The sequence below is a fragment of the Pseudomonas sp. TMB3-21 genome, from assembly GCF_054898145.1.
The window spans coordinates 3213799-3230194 of sequence record NZ_CM142718.1; the positions used below are offsets into that span (position 1 = coordinate 3213799).

Below are 16396 nucleotides of genomic sequence, written 5' to 3' on the forward strand. Positions count from 1 at the left end.
ATAAGCTCGCGGCTTTACTCGATTGCCCTTTTGGCGCATGAACAAGGAAATAGCATGAAACAGCATCGGTTGGCGGCGGCGGTGGCCCTGGTTAGCCTGGTACTTGCGGGTTGTGATTCGCAGACCAGCGTAGAGCTGAAAACCCCGGCGCAAAAAGCTTCCTACGGGATTGGCCTGAACATGGGCAAAAGCCTGGCTCAGGAAGGCATGGATGACCTGGACTCCAAAGCCGTTGCCCAGGGCATCGAAGATGCCGTTGGCAAGAAAGAACAGAAGCTGAAAGATGAAGAATTGGTCGAAGCCTTCGCTGCACTGCAAAAACGTGCCGAAGAGCGCATGACCAAGATGAGCGAAGAGTCGGCATCCGCCGGCAAGAAATTCCTCGAAGACAATGCCAAGAAAACCGGTGTGACCACCACAGCTTCCGGCTTGCAGTATGAAGTGGTCAAGAAGGCCGATGGCGCCCAGCCAAAGCCTACTGACGTCGTGACTGTCCACTACACCGGCACTCTGACCAACGGCACCGTTTTCGACAGCTCTGTCGAGCGCGGCAGCCCGATCGATCTGCCGGTCAGCGGCGTGATTCCGGGCTGGGTCGAAGGCCTGCAATTGATGCACGTCGGCGAGAAGTACAAGCTGTACATTCCGAGCGAACTGGCTTACGGCGCGCAAAGCCCAAGCCCGGCAATCCCGGCCAATTCGGTGCTGGTATTCGACCTGGAACTGCTGGCGATCAAGGATCCGGCAAAACAGGACGACGCTGCCAAGTAATCGGCGTCCGCTCCGCTAACAACGCCTCGCTTATGCGGGGCGTTGTTGCATCTGGTGATTGACAGAAATAAACAAAGCGAACAGAAGTCATACATTGGAGTCATAGCCATTGAAGGTGCCCGCGCTAGCCGCGCCTGCACGCCAAGTCAATGAAATATTGGGTTTTTTTATGTGAGTAAAAAACGCCCGATCTGAGCGAAGCCCTTATAAATCGGGGCTTTCAGCCGTCAAATGTAGCTCTGTTCACAAGGTTATCCACAATTTGTGTGGATAACATTCAAGCGGGAGAAATCATGAAAGCGCCCTGGAATTTTGCTCGTTTCCTGCCCCTGGCCGGACGTTTGCTAGCCCGTGGACGATTGCCGACCCTGCTGTTTGCCGTGGCCAGCAAAGGAGCCAGCCAAGGCAATCGCCTGGGCAAGATCAAGGACGACTTGCGCCTGCTGCAAGCTCTCTGCCTGGCCTATTGGCGCGGGGAGTACCGCACGATCAGTCCCAAGACCATGATCTCGGTGGTGGCCGGGCTGATGTATTTCCTCAGCCCGGTGGACGCCATTCCGGACTTCATTCCGGTTTTCGGCATGTTTGATGACGTCGCAGTGCTCGCCTGGTTGATGAAGGTGCTCGACGATGAGCTCAATGCGTTTCGCGCCTGGCGTAAGCGCCAGTTGCCGGAAAAACTGGCGGTGGTCGAGCGCTTGCCCGATACGCCAGAACAACTGCAATTACAACGCCCTGGAAAAAAGTGAGCCGCTAGTGGATCGATGCATTATTGATGCGCCCCGCGACCTTGGCCGCTGTTAGGATTACACTTCGAGGGAAAAGTGCCGACTCGCTAAGTGTCGTTGTCCTACGGGGATGTCATGGATATTCAGATAATCACACGCGAAGGCGAGCCCGAATATGCAGTTGTGCCATGGGCTCAGTATCAGGCTCTGCTGAAAGCTGCAGGAATCACAGAACAACCGCCGCACGATGCACCAGTACGCCGTGCGGCTGCGCCAGACCAGATACTGCCGGGTCTGGATCAACTACGCACTTTGCGCGAAGGGAAGGGCATCGCCATCGAGGCGCTCGCCCGCACGGTAGGCATCAGCCCGTCTTATCTGGCCTTGATCGAAAGTGGCGAGCGTCAACCTGACGCTGCGATTCGCCGCAGCCTGGCCTGGGAATTGACGGTGCCGGGGTGGAGGGATGAATCGTGAGCGTACGCATCAGTCGTCAACATTGGGACGGTTTGCTCGGTGAACTGGATCAGGCGCGCCGTCAGCGACATCTGTTGACCTACCGCGCCTTGTTGGAGCGACTGCAGTTGCCGACGCCGGCGATGCAGACGCTGACGGCGGCGCTGGAACATCTGGCGGCGCTGGATGCCAAAGCCGAGCAGCCACTGCGCAGCTCGCTTGTGATCAGTCAGGGTGCCAGCCGTCTGCCGCGTACCGGTTTCTTTGAATGCGTCGAACGCCTCGGGCGTTTCTCCGGACCGTCCGACGGCGTCGCCGCCGCCTCCTGGCATGCCTCGGAAGTGGTGCGAGTGTTTGAATACGAATACCCCGAATCGGCAGAAGCCTGAATGCTTTTGCGGCTCAAGGCGCGTGCTGGATACTGGCTTGCCCGCCGGTTGTTCCATTGGTCGTGGTTCGTGCGTCAGCCTCGCGGCTGGAGCTGGCTCGAAGGGCGATTCGCCCGCATGGCAAACCTGGGTGATGTCGGCGCGCAAAGTTTCTACGGGCACATCCTGACTTTTCGCGGCGTCGGCCTTGGGGCGCGTGAGGAAGGCGTCCGATTGCTGCGCCTGGCGGCATTGGCAGGGGATGCGAAAGCGGCGTATCAGGTGGGTGTAATCAGCTTGGCGGGAACCGCGAGCAAAGCGCCGGATCCGGCTGAGGCCGCGCGATTTTGGCAGATGGCTGTCGCGGCCGGGCATCCGTTGGCGGAGGTCAAACTCAACGCGCTGGAGAGTCGCGGCCCGGAGTGAACGTACAGTTTCGAGCAAGCTGATTCAGCGATGACCCTGCAGCAGTTCTTCCTGATCCTCGGCTACCGCCAGGCTATCAATCACATGCACACTGAAGCCCGGCACATTCTTCGCGTGATGCTTGGCTTGCGACGCCATTTCGGCCAACAGGCTTGCATCCAGTTGAGCGCACGTAGCGGCATGCAAATGCACAACCCCGATCGACAATGACAGCAACGGAAACTGCTGGCGCACGCCCTGGCGGTTCGGCGCGATGAAGCAACCTGCCTCAAGGTGTTCGCTGCGATAGAAGCGGCGGCACTGCGTCTGGAAGTCGTCCAGCAACTGAGCCAATCGTTTGCGCCAGTCTTCCGGCCCGAGCACCAGCAGAAAATCGTCGCCACCGATGTGTCCGACAAAGTCGCGGGACGGATCGACGCGATCATTCAGGCATTGCGCCAGGCACAGCAGGACTTCATCACCCCGGCCGTAGCCGTAGATATCGTTGAAAGGCTTGAAGCTGTCGATGTCGACGTAACAGATGATCGACTCTCGTTGCTGCTGCAGCACTCGCGTGAGGCATTGCTGGATCGGCACGTTCCCTGGCAGCAAGGTCAGCGGATTGGCGTAGCGAGCCTGCTGGATCTTCAGTTCGGTGATCAGCTTCAGGACATCGATGACCCGGCCCAGTCCCAGATAGCCGCCGTTGAGCGTGATGATAAAGTCTTCTTCAATGCGCTGACGGGCGCGGCTGGTGATCAATCGGCTGACTTGCTGCAGCGATTGGCTTAACTCGACAGCGAGAAAGTCATCGTTCATCAGGCGGCTGATCGGCTTGCGGGCGAACAGGTCGGTGGCGAAGGGCTTGAGCAGCACGTCAGAGAGCGAATGGCGATGAACGATGCCGCAGGGGTGGCCTTGGTCATCCAGCACCGCCAGCGAGTTCAGATTGGCCTGGTGGCGGAACGCTTCCAGCACGGTCGCGGTCGGCGTATCGCGGCTGACTGCTGTTTGATCGTTGAGCAAGGCGCTGAGATCGCTGACTTCATCGTTTAACGCCACAGCCGCGCTGTCTTGCTTGGGCAGCATGGCTCTCGCGTCCCGGGGCGGCTGCTCCTGAGGGCGACATAGGAAATACCCTTGAACCAGATCGACGCCCATTTCGGTCAATACCGCGAGTTCTTCCGGCAGCTCAATGCCCTCAGCGATGACGAGCGCTCGCGAGGCCTTGGCAATCTGCAGAATCGAGCCGACGAACTCGCGTTTGAGCGCGTCCTGATGGATGCCATCGATGAAGTGTCGATCGATTTTCACGTAATCCGGGCGCAATTCCGACCACAGGCGCAGGCTCGAATAGCCCGCACCCAGATCATCGAGCGCAATCGAAAACCCCATCGCGCGGTAGTGATGCAGCGCGTTTTGTAACAGATGGAAGTCGTCGGTGGGTGTCTGTTCAGTCAGCTCGATCACGACCTGGCTCGGTGGAATACCGAAGTCCTGCAGCAATTGCAGCGTGCGCCCCGGTTGATGCGAGGTTTCCAGCAAAGATTCCGGAGATACGTTGAGGAACAGCTTGCCGGGCAGCTGTTGCTCGTTGAACTGCCGGCAGGCGCTCTGACGGCAAGCGATTTCCAGTTCACTGAGGCGGCCAGCCTGACGTGCCACTGCGAAAAGCGCGACCGGCGAATGCAACGGGCTATTGGAAGGCCCACGGCTGAGGGCTTCGTAGCCGACGATTCTGCGTTCGGATACGCAGACGATGGGCTGGAACAGGCTGTGTAATCCGCTTTGAGCCAGAATTGAACTCAATGCACTCAGCTGTTCGGTAGTGGTCATGGCAATCTCTGGCGATAAAAAAAGGACCGGGCAGCCCTCTCGATCAGAGCGCTGCCCAGTCCTTCATTTCACGACAGAATGATGACTGTATGATGACGCTCCGTAGAGCGTCAGCGTTAATTTGCCATCATCTTAGTGTTTGGCCACTGCGGTGTTGAGTTTCAGATAGTCCAGCAGAATCCGCCCGGTCTCGCTCAGGTAGGCATCGTCTTCCGGCTTGGTCTTGTCCGCTTCAGCCGCGATCACATCCTCGTCTTCTTTCTTCAGCTCTTTGAGCGGCTCTTCGCCCTTGGCCTTGCGGCGCAGGTTTTCCATGGCGAGTTGCTTGCCTTCGATGTCGGCGTGTTGCGCGCGACGGTCCGCTTCATTAAGGCTGACGGTTTTTTCCGTCATCAGTTTCTGCGCCAGCGCCAGTTTGTCGCGGATAAACACAAACTCCGCGTCCTTGGCGGTACGCACGTCATGTTCGGACTTGAGCTGAGTGAGGTATGGCTTGAACGGGTCAGCTGCCGGTTTGATGGCTGCGCGGATGGTGTCCCACGGCATGGCTTCCGGCAGTGCGCTTTCACCGATTTCCTTGGTGTCGATGATCGACGGGTAATCAATGTCCGGCAATACGCCCTGGTGTTGGGTGCTCTGCCCGGAAACCCGGTAGAACTTGGCCAGGGTCAGTTTCAGTTCGCCATGGTTCAGCGGCTGAATGGTCTGCACGGTGCCCTTGCCGAAAGTCTGGCCACCAATGATCAGCGCGCGGTGATAATCCTGCATGGCACCGGCGAAAATCTCCGAAGCCGAGGCGGACAAGCGGTTGACCAGCAGCGCCATCGGGCCTTTATAGAATGCGCCCGGGTTTTCATCTTCCAGCACGTCGACCCGGCCATCGGCATTACGCACGAGCACGGTCGGCCCCTTGTCGATGAAAAGACTGGTCAGCTCGGTCGCTTCCTGCAGAGAACCACCGCCGTTGTTGCGCAGGTCAATGACCACGCCGTCGACTTTCTCTTTCTGCAGCTCGGTCAGCAGTTTCTTGACGTCGCGGGTGGTGCTCTTGTAATCCGGATCGCCAGCACGGAACGCTTTGAAGTCCAGATAGAAGGCCGGAATCTCGATGACGCCGAGTTTGTAATCCTTGCCATCCTGCTTAAGGTTGAGGACCGACTTCTTGACCGCCTGATCTTCCAGTTTCACCGCTTCGCGAGTGATCGGAACGATTTTGGTGGTCTGGTCGTTCGGCGCATTGCTGGCGGGGATGACTTCCAGGCGCACCACGGTGCCTTTGGGGCCGCGGATCAGCTTGACCACTTCGTCCAGGCGCCAGCCAACCACATCGACCATCTCTTTGCTGCCTTGGGCAACGCCGATGATCTTGTCGGCCGGAGCGACCTGCTTGGTCTTGTCGGCCGGGCCGGCAGGCACCAGACGCACGACTTTCACTTGATCGTTATCGCTCTGCAACACAGCGCCAATGCCCTCCAGGGACAGGCTCATGTTGATGTCGAAGTTCTCCGCGTTATCCGGCGACAGATAATTAGTGTGCGGGTCGTAGGACATGGCGAAGGTATTGATGTACGCCTGGAAGATGTCTTCCGGGCGAGTCTGGTCCAGGCGCGCCAGCTGGTTCTTGTAGCGCTTGGTCAGGGTTTCCTGAATCTGCTTGGAATCCTTGCCGGCAATCTTCATCCGCAGGACTTCGTCCTTGACGCGTTTGCGCCACAGGTCGTCGAGGTCGGCGGTGGATTTGAGCCAGGCGGCGTCCTTGCGATCAATCAGCAAGGTTTCCTTGGTGTTGAAATCGATCTTGTCGACGCCTTTGTTCAGCTCGGCAAGGGCAAAGTCCAGACGCGCTTTGACGCGGTCCAGATAGCGCTTGTAGATGATGAACCCGGCGTTGAGGTCGCCGCTCTTGAGGAAGTCGTCGAACTGGGTCTTCCACTTGTTGAATTCGGCAATGTCGCTAGCCATGAAGTAGCTGCGAGACGGATCCAGCAACTTGAGATAGCTGTCGTAGATGATCACGGAGCGCGCGTCATCGAGCGGCGGCTTGCTGTAATGGTGACGCTTGAGCAATTCGACGACATTCAGGCTGGCGATCACTTCGTCGCGATCAGGCTGAAGCTTGTCCCAGCTATTGGCTGCAAACGAACTGGTCGACATCGGCAGCAGACCGATACCAATGAATAGCGCTAGGGCGGTGCTGGGTAATAAATGCTTCATGCTGATTCGACGCGGGGACAATTGATCACGCATATTAGGCCGTCTTTGAAGTCGCCGGTACCTTCAGGTTCTGTACGAAAACTGCCTGTGCGAGCTTTCGTACTGACCCTGAGGCCGGTCGCATAATGCAAGAAAGCCCGACGCTACAGCTACGGGCTCAGTCCAGACTCACTATGGAGGCACTGTGAAGGCATTGCAAGGCGTGGAAGGTCAAGTGGTATGGGCGCAAGAGCCCAGTCCTACCTGTGATGTAGGACCAGTTCGCGTTCGAGTGGCAGCAGCGGGCCTCAATCGTGCGGATTTGTTACAGAAGGCCGGGCTTTATCCGCCACCGCCGGGAGCCAGTCAGGCGCTCGGCCTGGAGTGTTCCGGCGTGGTCAGCGAGGTCGGCGCAGGCTCTTCGTGGCAGGTCGGGGATCGGGTGTGCGCCTTGCTGGCCGGGGGCGGGATGGCCGCAGAGGTGGTTGTCGACGGGCGGCACGTGCTGCCGAGCGTCCCTGACAACACCAGACCTGTGGGAGCTAGCCTGCTAGCGATGAACGATAACGATGTTTCCCAGCTGAACCGCGTCGTCTGAAAAAATCGCGAGCAGGCTCGCTCCCACAGGGGAATATTGTTACTTCCACATATGAATCGGCCAGCCTGCTTTTTTCGCGTGCTCGAGCAATGTCGGATCCGGGTTGACCACGTGTGGGAAATCGACCTTGAGCAACAGCGGCAAATCGTTGCGTGAGTCGGAGTAAAAACTCGCGCCTTCCAGGTTTTCTTCTTCCGCATCCAGCCATTCCAGCAAGCGCGTGATCTTGCCTTCGCGGTAGGTCAGTGTTCCGACCGTATTGCCGCTGTACACCCCATGCGCAACCTCCAGTTCGATGGCCAGAATTTCGTCGATACCCAGCCGATCGGCAATCGGTCGCACCAGATGAGTGCCCGATGCCGAGATCACCAGAATCCGGTCGCCGGCCTTGCGATGGGCGGCGATGGTTTTGGTTGCGTCACTGAATATGATCGGCTCGATGAAATCCTCAACCCAAGGCTCCACGAGGTGATCGATCTCTTCAGGCGTCCTGCCGATCATCGGCTCGAGGCTGAAGTCCATGTACTCCTCCATGCGCAACTTGCCATGGCTATACGCGTCCATCAGTTCATTGTTCTTTCGCATGAACGACTCTGGATCGACCCAGCCCAGCCGGCCCATCTGTTCGCTCCAGAGGGTCGCGCAGTCGCCATGAATGAGGGTCTCGTCCAGATCAAAAATTGCCAGGGCCATAAGAGCGGTTTTCTCCGAAAACAGCTGCAAGCTTTAAGCTTCAAGCTGCAAGAAGTGAATGTCGATGTTGAGCAGTCTAACGCTTGAAGCTTACAGCTTGCAGCTTGCCGCTCCTTCAGGCCACCTCACACAGCGCAGTCGGATCGATGGAAAGCGCCAGACGCTGACCATCAGGATGCAGATCGGCAGCCGAGCGATTCAGCACATCCACCACCAGCTCCACGCCCCGGGCTTCAATTCGATAGCGAATCACGTTGCCCAGCAGGCTGTGGCTGCGCACTTGGGCATCAAGTTCGCCGTTGAGGCTCAGCTCGATGGCTTCCGGGCGAATGGCGATGCGCCCGGTCACGGGCCGTTGCAGCAGTTTTGTCGCGCTGTCGGCATCCAGCAGATTGTAATTGCCGATGAAACCGGCTGCGAAAACATCCACGGGTGCCGTGTACAGGGTCTCGGCGTCGCCACTCTGTACGATTTTTCCCTGATTCATCAGGAAAATCCGGTCAGACATGGTCAGCGCTTCTTCCTGATCGTGTGTGACGAATATCGTGGTCAGGCCCAATTCACGCTGGATCTGACGAATCTGTTCGCGCAGATGCTTGCGAATCCGTGCATCCAGCGCCGACAGTGGCTCATCCAGCAACAACAGGCGCGGGCGGGTGACCAGCGAGCGGGCGAGGGCGACTCGTTGGCATTGGCCACCAGACAATTGGTGTGGGTAGCGAGCGGCGAAGTCATTGAGCTCGACCAGTTTCAATACTTCGGCAACGCGCTTGTGGCTATCGTCGGCGTTGACTTTCTGCATGCGCAACCCGAAGGCGACGTTTTGTTCGACGGTCATGTTCGGGAACAGCGCATAACTTTGAAAGACCATGCCGATCCCGCGTTTTTGCGGGCTCAACGGAACCAGATCATTGCCCTCGAGCAGAATCTGGCCACCATCCACTGGGGTCAGCCCGGCGATGCACCGCAGCAGTGTCGACTTGCCGCAGCCGGACGGGCCTAGCAGTGTGACGAACTCGCCTTTGTGGATTTCGCAATTGATGTCACTGAACACCGCCGTGCCCGCGTAACTTTTCTGCAGGTGTTGGACGCTGACATAGCTCATTCGCTTTTGTCCTTGTTCAAGATATTGGCCGCCCAGGTCAGAACCAGCACGAAGAAAAAATAGGAAATCACCAAGGCACTGGTGAAGTGGCCGCTGCTGTTGCGCATGTTGTTGAGGTAAACCTGCAGAGTTTCGTAGCGCGTGCCGACAAGGATGTTGGCGAACACGAATTCGCCAAACAGGAACGAGAACGACAGCAGCAGCGCAACCATCAAGCCCTTGCGCAGGTTGGGCAGCACCACCAGGAACGCGGCTTGCCAGGTGCTGGCGCCGAGCAATTGAGCGGCGTCCATCAAATCGCGCAAGTTGATCGCTTGCAGGTTGTTGGTGATTGCCCGGTACATGAAGGGCAGGGCGATGGTGAAATAACAGCCGATCAGGATCCAGGGCGTGCCAACCATCGCAAATGGCCCGGAGCCATACAGCTGCAACAGCCCCACCGACGACACAACCGGCGGCACTGCGAATGGCAACAGGATCAGGATGTTCATCAACGCATCGAGCTTCGGGAAATGGTAATGCACCACAAACAACAGCGGCAGGATCAGCACCACCGAGAGAATCAAAGCGCCGACACAGACCAGCAACGACTGCCCGAAGGCATGCAGGAACCGCGGATCGCCCCACAGCGCCAGGTACCATTTGAGGGTGAAGCCGCTCGGCAGAATGGTCGCTGACCAGCTGCTGGAGATCGAATAGATCAGCGTGCCGAGCAATGGCAGCAGCAGAATCGCGAACAACAGGTACACCACGACCCGGTGATAAATGCCTGCGGGGCCCAGTTCAGCGCGAGACATGGTAGCTCCTCTTCAGCAGCAGTTGATGGACGATGGTCACCAGGGTCATCAACGCCACCAGCACCACGGCCAAGGCACTGGCGAGGTTAGGATCGAGGGAAATGTCACCGGAAACCATGGCGGCGATGCGGATCGGTAGCACGTTGAAGTTGCCGGTGGTCAGCGCATAAACCGTGGCATAGGCACCGAGTGCGTTGGCCAGCAGTATCACGAAAGTGCCGAGAAGGGCGGGCGTGAGCACTGGCAGACCAATATGCCGCCAGAACTGCCAACCATTGGCGCCCAGCAACGCCGCAGATTCGCGCCAGTCTTCGCGCAAGGCGTCGAAGGCCGGGTACAGCAACAGCACGCCGAGGGGGATCTGGAAGTAGGTGTAAAGAATGATCACCCCGGTTTTCGAATACAGGTTGAAGTCCTGAATGATCCCCGCCTGCTTGAGCATGATGGTGAAAGCGCCATTGAAACCTAGCAAGATGATGAAAGCGAAGGCCAACGGCACTCCGGCGAAATTGCTGGTCATGTTGGCGAATGCGTTGACGAAGTTGCGCAGTCTCGAATCGACCCGCCGCAGCGAATAGGCACCGAGCACCGCAATGATGATCCCGAACACACTTGACCAGAAGCTGATCTCAAGGCTGTACCGGATCGCTTGCAGGTAAAACTTCGAATCGGCGATTCGGGTGAAGTTGGCCAGGCCCCAGCCGAATTCTTCCGACTGCAGGCTGTTGATCATCACCCAGGCGAGCGGGGCGATCTGAAACACGATGAAGAACAATGCGAACGGTACCAGGCACAGTACGGCAAGCCATTTTCCGCGAGTCATGGCGTTCACTTGAGTAGCCCCCGGCACACCGGCTTGTCATGGGGAACACCGAGCAGTTCGCATACGGTGCCGCAGATTTCAGTCTGTTTCGGTGCGGAGCCTTCGTTGAAGCTGAAAGCGTCGCCGAGGACGAACAGTGGTACTTCGCGCTCTTGTGCGAGCAAGCCGTTATGGGTACGGTCATTGTTCATGCCGTGATCCGCCGTCACCAGAACCTGATAGCCAGCACCGAGCCAGCCTTGCAGATAATCGGCCAGGACGATGTCAGCCGAGCGCGCGCTGTTGCGGTATTGCGCACTGTCGAGGCCGTGCTTGTGCCCGGCGTCGTCGATATTCATGGGGTGGATCAGCAAGAAGTTCGGCGCATGGCGCAGACGCAGGCTTTCCGCGTCGGCGAACAGGTGTGAATCCGGGTAGTGATCGTTCCAGTAAAAGTGGCCGTGCTGGATCGGCAGGTTCGGATCGTCGGTGTGGCGATCCCGGGCGGCGACGAAGGGCGAGCGGTTATACAGTTCGCTGACCCAGTGATAAGCCGCAGCGGCAGTTTTAAGCCCGGCGTCGCTGGCGTAGTGATAGATGCTGCGTTGATTGGACAAGCGCGATACGTTGTTGTGGACGATGCCGCTGTCGATCGGCGTTACGCCCGTGAGGATGCATTCGTAAAGCGGTCGGGATAACGCGGGCAGTTCGCATTCCAGCTTGTAGAGCGCCGCGCGCCCCGCTCCGACATAAGCCTGCAAGTGTCCCATGGCATGGTGCGCGACTTCATAGTTGAGACCGTCGAGCACGACCAGGATGACGTTGTGCTTCATAGGGGCGCAACTCCAATATCAAAGCGAGCGGCGTAGGAGCTGCCGCAGGCTGCGATCTTTTAATCCGGGATAATCAGATCAAAAGATCGCAGCCTGCGGCAGCATCCTACGATGCAGGATCACTGCATATTGATAATGACGTCTTCCTGCCACATCTGCGGAAGGGCCTTGGAGGTTTTTTCCCATGCGTCGGCGTCTTTGATCGGCGTTACACCCTTGTACTGCTCGTTCGGCAGCAATTGAGCTTTGACCTCGTCCGGCAGTTTGATGTGTTCGGCACGAATAGGACGCGCATTGCCGCGAGCCAGGTTGATCTGGCCAGCGTCGCTGAAGATATACTCGCGAGTCAGCTTGGCGGCGTTCGGGTGCTTGGCGTATTTGTTGATGATGGTGGTGTAACCGGAAATCACCGAGCCGTCGGACGGGATCACAACGGTGAAGTCATCCGGGTTGGCCATCTTGGCTTTGTAGCTCAGGCCGTTGAAATCCCAGACCACGCCGACTTCAATTTCACCTTTTTCCAGCGTCGCGATCACCGGATCGGTCATCGACAGGCGCCCCTGCTTGGCAATGTCGGCAAACATCAGCAGCGCCGGCTTGATGTTTTTCTCATCGCCACCGTTGGCCAGGGCTGCAGCCAGAACGCCATTGGCCGCTTGGGCCGCAGTGCTCACGTCGCCGATGGACACTTTGTATTTGCCTGTCTTGAGGTCAGCCCAGCTTTTCGGCGCTTCGGAACCGTACAGCAACTTTTTGTTGATAATGAAAGCGATGGTGCCGGTGTAGGCCAGCGCCCAATGGCCATCCTTATCCTTGGCCCAGGCCGGGATCTGTTCCCAGGTACTTGGTTTGTAGGGCTGCGAGACGTCCTGCTTGACTGCGATCGGGCCGAATGCCGCACCGACGTCGCCGATGTCGGCGGAGGCGTTGTCCTTCTCGGCTTTGAACTTGGCCAGTTCCTGAGCCGAACTCATGTCGGTGTCGATGTGTTTCAGGCCGTAATTTTTAGCAAGATCATCCCAGGTACCTTTCCAGTTCGCCCAGTTGTCGGGCATGCCGACACTGTTGACTTCACCTTCCGCTTTCGCCGCGGCCTCCAGGGTTTTCAGATCGGTGTCTGCCGCCATGGCGGCGGTGCACAGGGCAATGGTCGAGCCTAACAGTGATGCCAGGAAAAGCTGTTTCATTCCGAAGCTCCTTTGGGCGTTTACACGCTGCGATTGCGATTGTGTTGGTCTAGGTCAGCAATACCTGAGCCAATCTAGGCGAACTGGATGACATTTTGATGTCGTGCGGCGCCGAGCTTTCTCGCCTGGCCGTGGTGTGCTCAGGTTCCGGGCTTAAGCGTAGACCATGCGCAAAGGGTTGATCTCAGAGGACTTGATCACAATATTGCAGCACCGAACGAGACCGTTCAGCGGCTTTGTCATCTGCCAGTCATGACCAGTGCCTAGGCTTGCCAAGAATGAAAACGTGGGTGCGGCCGGGACTGTCCCGCGCCGAAACAGTGCTGGTCTAGTCCAGACAGGTAACGCGATGCGCATCGAAACCACCAAATCGGTAACAACCATTGGGCAGGTTCTTCAGGAACAGCTCAATCACGGATTGCTGGCGCCCGGCAGCAAGTTGCCGGCCGAGCGCAAACTCAGCGAGTTGTTCGCCACCACGCGAATAACCGTGCGGGAGGCCTTGCTGCAGCTGGAAGCGCAGGGGCATATCTATCGCGAAGAGCGACGGGGCTGGTTCGTATCGCCGCCGCGCCTGGCCTATAACCTGATGCAGCGCAGCCATTTTCACGCGATGGTCAGCGCTCAGGGGCGGGTGCCTTCCACCGAAGTGATCTCCGCGCGCTTGCAACCGGCGTCGGCGGCGGTCTGCGCGTGGCTGCAACTGCCGGCGTTATCAAGCGTGATCCAGATCTGCCGGGCGCGCCGGATAGATCAACGTCTGGTGCTGTACGTGGAGCATTACCTGAATCCGATGTTCTTCCCCGGCATTCTGGAATTCGACTTGAATCAGTCGATCACCGAACTGTACGCCCGGCACTACCAATTGCATTACGGACGGGTGCGGTTCGAAATTGTGCCGACGGCGTTGTCGGTCGACGCGGCGGCCGCGTTACGGGTGTCGGTGGGCAGCCCTGGATTGCGCATTGCCCGGGTCAATTACGACCAGCACGAGCGGCTGATCGATTGTGACCTGGAGTTCTGGCGGCACGATGCGATTCATGTTGGCGTCGATGTGGCTTGACCGGGCCGCTGCAGAGCTGTCTTGCGTTATCCGAAGCGGTAAATGTCCATGCCCAGCGCGCCCATGGTGAAACCCTTGTGAACCGTGCTGAACGCTCCGCCGGCACCGCGAGCGAAAAATAGCGGCAACAGATGTTCGTCACTTGGGTGGTTACGCGCCGCGTTGGGTGCTTGCTGGCGATAATCATGCAGGGCTGCTTCGTCGTCGGCTTCGAGTTTTTCGATCATCCAGTCGCGAAATATTTTGGCCCAGGGTTCGACGCTTTCCGGGCCGGCGTGCCAGTCCAGTTCGCGCAGATTGTGGGTAATGCTGCCGGAGCCGATCAACAGCACGCCTTGCGCGCGTAGGCTGGACAGTGCCCGACCGACGCGGGTTTGCAGGGCGGGGCCGCCACGGGTCGGCAGCGAAACTTGCACCACGGGAATGTCAGCGTGTGGGTACATCAATGACAGCGGTACCCAGACGCCATGGTCGAACGGCCGACGGGTGTCGATGCGCGCGGGCAGATCATGGCTGTTCAACAGGCCAGCGACCTCGGTTGCCAACTGAGGGTCGCCCGCTGCGGGGTATTGCACTTGGAACAGGGCCTGCGGGAAGCCACCGAAGTCATGCCAGGTTTCCGGCTGCGGATTGCCGCTGACCATCAACTCATTGCTTTCCCAATGCGCGGAAACAATGACGATCGCCTTCGGTTTTTCCAGCTCGCCCGCCAGGCGTGCCAGAGCAGGTCCGCTGGCGCCGGGTTCGAGGGCCAGCATCGGCGAACCATGAGAGATATACAGGCTAGGGAACATAAACAAGCTCCTGAAGGTTAAGATGGCAGCATCTTCAGTCAGATCATTGATCTAAATCTAATATAAGTTTTAGGGTGGTTTGATCGAAAATTTGGGGTTATTTATGCAGCCGGAGTTTTGGCACAAGCGGTGGCAGTCGAATCAGATCGGCTTCCATCTGCCGGAAGTGAATCCTTATCTGCAGCGGTTCTGGCCGCAGTTGACGCTGGAAGAAGGCGCGCGCGTGCTGGTGCCGCTGTGTGGGAAAAGTCTGGATGTGTTGTGGCTGGCGCACCAAGGACATGAAGTCCTGGGCATTGAACTGTCTGAGAAAGCTGTCGAACATTTCTTCAGCGAGCATCATTTCGACCCGTACGTTAGTGAGCAGGGGCCATTCAAGGTTTACCGCGCGGGCTCGATCGAGCTGTGGTGCGGTGATTTCTTCGAGTTGACCGCAGGCGACGTCGCCGACTGCACGGCGTTGTACGACCGAGCTGCGCTTATTGCGCTGCCACCGGCGATGCGCCAGCGATACGCTGCTCATCTCAACCGGATCATGCCAAGGGAGTCGTCGGGGCTTCTGATTACCCTGGATTACGACCAGTCGCAGATGGACGGCCCGCCGTTTGCTGTGCTTGATGACGAGGTGCAGGGTCTGTTCGCCGGGTTCTGGTCGCTGAAGATTCTGGAGGATCAGGACGTGCTGAGCGAGAGCTCCAAGTTTGTCGAAAACGGCGTCACACGCCTTGAGGAACGGGTTTACAGGATCTCCAGCCGCTAGCTCAATCTGACTGCTAAATTCGAAACAAAAAAAGGCCCGCATCGCTGCGGGCCTTTTTCGTTAATGCCGAGCCTGTCAGCCGCGACGACGCAGTGCGTCGATGCGTTCTTCCAGTGGGGGGTGGCTCATGAACATGCGAGCGAAGCCCTGTTTGATGCCACCGTTGATGCCAAATGCGTTCAGGGTGTCAGGCATGTGCACCGGCAAGCCCTGTTCGGCGCGAAGGCGTTGCAGTGCGCCAATCATCGCGTTGGTACCAGCCAGACGTGCACCGGCTTCGTCGGCACGGAACTCACGTTTGCGCGAGAACCACATGACGATGGAGCTGGCCAGAATGCCCAGCACCAGTTCGGCGAAGATGGTCGCCACATAATAAGCGATGCCCTGGCCGCCTTCGTTTTTGAAAATCACCTTGTCGACGAAGTTGCCGATGATCCGCGCGAAGAACATCACAAAGGTGTTCACCACGCCCTGGATCAACGCCAGCGTGACCATGTCGCCATTCGCCACGTGGCCGATTTCATGGGCCAGAACAGCCTTGACTTCGTCCGGCGAGAAGCGCTCGAGCAGGCCTTGGCTGACCGCGACCAGTGCGTCGTTCTTGTTCCAGCCGGTGGCGAAGGCGTTGGCCTCGTAGGCCGGGAAAATCCCGACTTCCGGCATCTTGATCCCGGCTTCCCGGGACAATTGCTCGACCGTTTGCAGCAGCCATTGCTCGTGACGTGTGCGCGGCTGGGTAATGATCTGGGTGCTGGTGCTCATCTTCGCCATCCACTTGGAGATGAACAGCGAGAACAGCGAACCGGCGAAACCAAAGACAGCACAGAAAATCAGCAGCTGATTGAGGTTGAGATCAACCCCGTTGGCCGCCATGAACCCGTTGAAGCCGAAGAGGCTCAGGGTGATGCTGGCAATCAGCACGACCGCAAGGTTAGTGGCCAAAAACAGCAGGATGCGCATCATGGTTGTAGAAATCTCCTCATGCTAAAGATGTAGCTTACTGCGGG

Annotated in this window: 17 protein-coding genes and 1 pseudogene; 8 read left to right on the forward strand and 10 right to left on the reverse strand. The window is 58.1% G+C overall.

Features of this window, described 5'->3' with window-relative positions; genetic code table 11:
• The first annotated feature begins 54 nt into the window (after positions 1-54).
• From ACYZTS_RS14865 to ACYZTS_RS14885, 5 genes are all read left to right on the forward strand, one after another.
• Entirely contained in the window at positions 55-771 is a 717-nt protein-coding gene (locus ACYZTS_RS14865) for an FKBP-type peptidyl-prolyl cis-trans isomerase (protein WP_028620659.1), read from the forward strand.
• Positions 772-1064: 293 nt separating this feature from the next.
• Positions 1065-1520 carry a YkvA family protein gene (locus ACYZTS_RS14870; protein ID WP_028620660.1) on the forward strand — a complete coding sequence of 152 codons (456 nt, stop codon included), beginning with the start codon at positions 1065-1067 and terminating at the stop codon, positions 1518-1520.
• A 114-nt stretch (positions 1521-1634) separates the two neighbouring features.
• Positions 1635-1976 (forward strand): helix-turn-helix domain-containing protein, encoded by a 342-nt coding sequence (locus ACYZTS_RS14875; RefSeq protein WP_028620661.1) that lies wholly within the window; start codon positions 1635-1637, stop codon positions 1974-1976.
• Positions 1973-2344 (forward strand): hypothetical protein, encoded by a 372-nt coding sequence (locus tag ACYZTS_RS14880; RefSeq protein ID WP_003223109.1) that lies wholly within the window; start codon positions 1973-1975, stop codon positions 2342-2344. Before ACYZTS_RS14875 ends, ACYZTS_RS14880 begins: the two co-directional genes overlap by 4 nt.
• Positions 2345-2749: a sel1 repeat family protein gene (locus ACYZTS_RS14885; RefSeq protein ID WP_461990108.1), complete on the forward strand. Its 405-nt coding sequence runs from the start codon at positions 2345-2347 to the stop codon at positions 2747-2749. It abuts the gene before it with no gap.
• A gap of 24 nt (positions 2750-2773) precedes the next feature.
• Here ACYZTS_RS14885 and ACYZTS_RS14890 read toward each other — a convergent pair whose 3' ends face one another.
• Entirely contained in the window at positions 2774-4564 is a 1791-nt protein-coding gene (locus ACYZTS_RS14890) for a bifunctional diguanylate cyclase/phosphodiesterase (RefSeq protein WP_461990109.1), read from the reverse strand.
• Positions 4565-4696: 132 nt separating this feature from the next.
• A complete protein-coding gene (locus ACYZTS_RS14895) occupies positions 4697-6778 on the reverse strand; it encodes a carboxy terminal-processing peptidase (protein ID WP_461990111.1) in 2082 nt (693 codons plus the stop codon).
• A gap of 184 nt (positions 6779-6962) precedes the next feature.
• Between ACYZTS_RS14895 and ACYZTS_RS14900 the strand changes: the two are divergent.
• Positions 6963-7307: pseudogene (locus tag ACYZTS_RS14900) on the forward strand (alcohol dehydrogenase catalytic domain-containing protein); the annotation flags it as partial.
• Between the two features lie 87 nt (positions 7308-7394).
• Here ACYZTS_RS14900 and ACYZTS_RS14905 read toward each other — a convergent pair.
• From ACYZTS_RS14905 to ACYZTS_RS14930, 6 genes are all read right to left on the reverse strand, one after another.
• Positions 7395-8048 (reverse strand): HAD family hydrolase, encoded by a 654-nt coding sequence (locus ACYZTS_RS14905; RefSeq protein WP_028620666.1) that lies wholly within the window; start codon positions 8046-8048, stop codon positions 7395-7397.
• Positions 8049-8163: 115 nt separating this feature from the next.
• Complete coding sequence (locus tag ACYZTS_RS14910) at positions 8164-9153, reverse strand: ABC transporter ATP-binding protein (RefSeq protein WP_028620667.1); 990 nt, start codon at positions 9151-9153, stop codon at positions 8164-8166.
• Positions 9150-9950 (reverse strand): ABC transporter permease, encoded by an 801-nt coding sequence (locus ACYZTS_RS14915; protein ID WP_028620668.1) that lies wholly within the window; start codon positions 9948-9950, stop codon positions 9150-9152. Before ACYZTS_RS14915 ends, ACYZTS_RS14910 begins: the two co-directional genes overlap by 4 nt.
• Positions 9937-10773 carry an ABC transporter permease gene (locus tag ACYZTS_RS14920; protein WP_161781274.1) on the reverse strand — a complete coding sequence of 279 codons (837 nt, stop codon included), beginning with the start codon at positions 10771-10773 and terminating at the stop codon, positions 9937-9939. Before ACYZTS_RS14920 ends, ACYZTS_RS14915 begins: the two co-directional genes overlap by 14 nt.
• Positions 10774-10778: 5 nt before the next feature.
• Positions 10779-11585 (reverse strand): alkaline phosphatase family protein, encoded by an 807-nt coding sequence (locus ACYZTS_RS14925; protein ID WP_461990114.1) that lies wholly within the window; start codon positions 11583-11585, stop codon positions 10779-10781.
• Positions 11586-11704: 119 nt separating this feature from the next.
• The gene (locus ACYZTS_RS14930) at positions 11705-12772 is read right to left on the reverse strand and encodes an ABC transporter substrate-binding protein (RefSeq protein WP_461990116.1); all 1068 of its coding nucleotides are present in this window, start codon (positions 12770-12772) and stop codon (positions 11705-11707) included.
• Positions 12773-13121: 349 nt separating this feature from the next.
• Here ACYZTS_RS14930 and ACYZTS_RS14935 point away from each other — a divergent pair, with 349 nt between their 5' ends.
• A complete protein-coding gene (locus ACYZTS_RS14935; protein ID WP_461990118.1) occupies positions 13122-13835 on the forward strand; it encodes a UTRA domain-containing protein in 714 nt (237 codons plus the stop codon).
• A 26-nt stretch (positions 13836-13861) separates the two neighbouring features.
• Here the strand turns inward: ACYZTS_RS14935 and ACYZTS_RS14940 are convergent, their stop codons facing one another.
• Positions 13862-14629 (reverse strand): DODA-type extradiol aromatic ring-opening family dioxygenase, encoded by a 768-nt coding sequence (locus ACYZTS_RS14940; RefSeq protein ID WP_461990120.1) that lies wholly within the window; start codon positions 14627-14629, stop codon positions 13862-13864.
• 103 nt (positions 14630-14732) lie between these two features.
• Between ACYZTS_RS14940 and ACYZTS_RS14945 the strand changes: the two genes are divergently transcribed.
• The gene (locus ACYZTS_RS14945) at positions 14733-15389 is read left to right on the forward strand and encodes a thiopurine S-methyltransferase (protein WP_461990122.1); all 657 of its coding nucleotides are present in this window, start codon (positions 14733-14735) and stop codon (positions 15387-15389) included.
• A gap of 75 nt (positions 15390-15464) precedes the next feature.
• Here ACYZTS_RS14945 and htpX read toward each other — a convergent pair whose 3' ends face one another.
• Positions 15465-16352 (reverse strand): protease HtpX, encoded by an 888-nt coding sequence (gene htpX / locus ACYZTS_RS14950; RefSeq protein WP_028620675.1) that lies wholly within the window; start codon positions 16350-16352, stop codon positions 15465-15467.
• Positions 16353-16396: the final 44 nt, after the last annotated feature.

What these genes read in the sequence shown, in the direction of transcription:
- ACYZTS_RS14865 (WP_028620659.1), top strand. Translation starts at nt 55, where the DNA reads ATGAAACAGCATCGGTTGGCGGCGGCGGTGGCCCTGGTTAGCCTGGTA.
- ACYZTS_RS14870 (WP_028620660.1), top strand. Translation starts at nt 1,065, where the DNA reads ATGAAAGCGCCCTGGAATTTTGCTCGTTTCCTGCCCCTGGCCGGACGT.
- ACYZTS_RS14945 (WP_461990122.1), top strand. Translation starts at nt 14,733, where the DNA reads ATGCAGCCGGAGTTTTGGCACAAGCGGTGGCAGTCGAATCAGATCGGC.
- ACYZTS_RS14910 (WP_028620667.1), bottom strand. Translation starts at nt 9,153, where the DNA reads ATGAGCTATGTCAGCGTCCAACACCTGCAGAAAAGTTACGCGGGCACG.
- ACYZTS_RS14940 (WP_461990120.1), bottom strand. Translation starts at nt 14,629, where the DNA reads ATGTTCCCTAGCCTGTATATCTCTCATGGTTCGCCGATGCTGGCCCTC.
- ACYZTS_RS14915 (WP_028620668.1), bottom strand. Translation starts at nt 9,950, where the DNA reads ATGTCTCGCGCTGAACTGGGCCCCGCAGGCATTTATCACCGGGTCGTG.
- ACYZTS_RS14925 (WP_461990114.1), bottom strand. Translation starts at nt 11,585, where the DNA reads ATGAAGCACAACGTCATCCTGGTCGTGCTCGACGGTCTCAACTATGAA.
- ACYZTS_RS14930 (WP_461990116.1), bottom strand. Translation starts at nt 12,772, where the DNA reads ATGAAACAGCTTTTCCTGGCATCACTGTTAGGCTCGACCATTGCCCTG.
- ACYZTS_RS14905 (WP_028620666.1), bottom strand. Translation starts at nt 8,048, where the DNA reads ATGGCCCTGGCAATTTTTGATCTGGACGAGACCCTCATTCATGGCGAC.
- ACYZTS_RS14920 (WP_161781274.1), bottom strand. Translation starts at nt 10,773, where the DNA reads ATGACTCGCGGAAAATGGCTTGCCGTACTGTGCCTGGTACCGTTCGCA.
- ACYZTS_RS14935 (WP_461990118.1), top strand. Translation starts at nt 13,122, where the DNA reads ATGCGCATCGAAACCACCAAATCGGTAACAACCATTGGGCAGGTTCTT.
- ACYZTS_RS14890 (WP_461990109.1), bottom strand. Translation starts at nt 4,564, where the DNA reads ATGACCACTACCGAACAGCTGAGTGCATTGAGTTCAATTCTGGCTCAA.
- ACYZTS_RS14885 (WP_461990108.1), top strand. Translation starts at nt 2,345, where the DNA reads ATGCTTTTGCGGCTCAAGGCGCGTGCTGGATACTGGCTTGCCCGCCGG.
- ACYZTS_RS14895 (WP_461990111.1), bottom strand. Translation starts at nt 6,778, where the DNA reads ATGAAGCATTTATTACCCAGCACCGCCCTAGCGCTATTCATTGGTATC.
- htpX (WP_028620675.1), bottom strand. Translation starts at nt 16,352, where the DNA reads ATGATGCGCATCCTGCTGTTTTTGGCCACTAACCTTGCGGTCGTGCTG.
- ACYZTS_RS14875 (WP_028620661.1), top strand. Translation starts at nt 1,635, where the DNA reads ATGGATATTCAGATAATCACACGCGAAGGCGAGCCCGAATATGCAGTT.